Origin of the sequence: Lactobacillus gallinarum DSM 10532 = JCM 2011 (assembly GCF_001434975.1) — a bacterium.
In the GTDB taxonomy this organism is placed as follows: Bacteria; Bacillota; Bacilli; order Lactobacillales; family Lactobacillaceae; genus Lactobacillus; species Lactobacillus gallinarum.
Map to the genome: position 1 here is coordinate 29,308 of NZ_AZEL01000063.1, position 639 is coordinate 29,946.

Annotated in this window: 1 protein-coding gene; it reads left to right on the forward strand. The window is 31.9% G+C overall.

Features of this window, described 5'->3' with window-relative positions; translation table 11 throughout:
* On the forward strand, positions 1-639 hold a 639-nt coding region (locus FC37_RS08440), incomplete at both ends, for a pullulanase-associated domain-containing protein (protein ID WP_275452827.1).

Genomic DNA, 639 nt, shown 5'->3' on the forward strand with positions numbered 1-639 from the left:
GACTAAAGTAATTGTGCATTATCAAGGTGACGGAGATAAATGGAAACCTTATATTTGGGGAGCTGATCCTGGTAGTAATGGACAAGAACATGAATGGACCGGTAAAGATTCATATGGTAAATATGCATCGATTACTTTGAATGGCAATTATAAAAGACTAGGTCTTTTAATGAAAGATAAAAATTGGAGCAAAGATGGTAGTGGTAATGATCGTTCTTTAACTGTGCCTGATAATGGTAGAGCAGAAGTATGGTATAAAGCAAAGAGTGATGATCAGCAAAAAGTAACACCTACCTATGACCATGCAAATATCAAATTACATTATTATGAAGATAAGAAATCAGATAATCAGGTAAAGAATATTAATTATTGGACTGATACTGATAACACAAAACAAACTACAAGTTTAGATAAAAATAATGAGGCAGATTTTAATTTCACTGATACTAAAACAGGTTTTCATGAAATTTATGTTGAACCAGTGGAAGCTGATAAAATTATTCGAACATTTAAGCCAATACCAGGTAGTGAAGTTACAAATATTTATGTAGTCAACAAAGACAATACAGCTTATTATTCTAAGAGTTTCGCACCAATACCTAAAGAACAAACTCAAAAGCCTGATCAACATGTAATTAG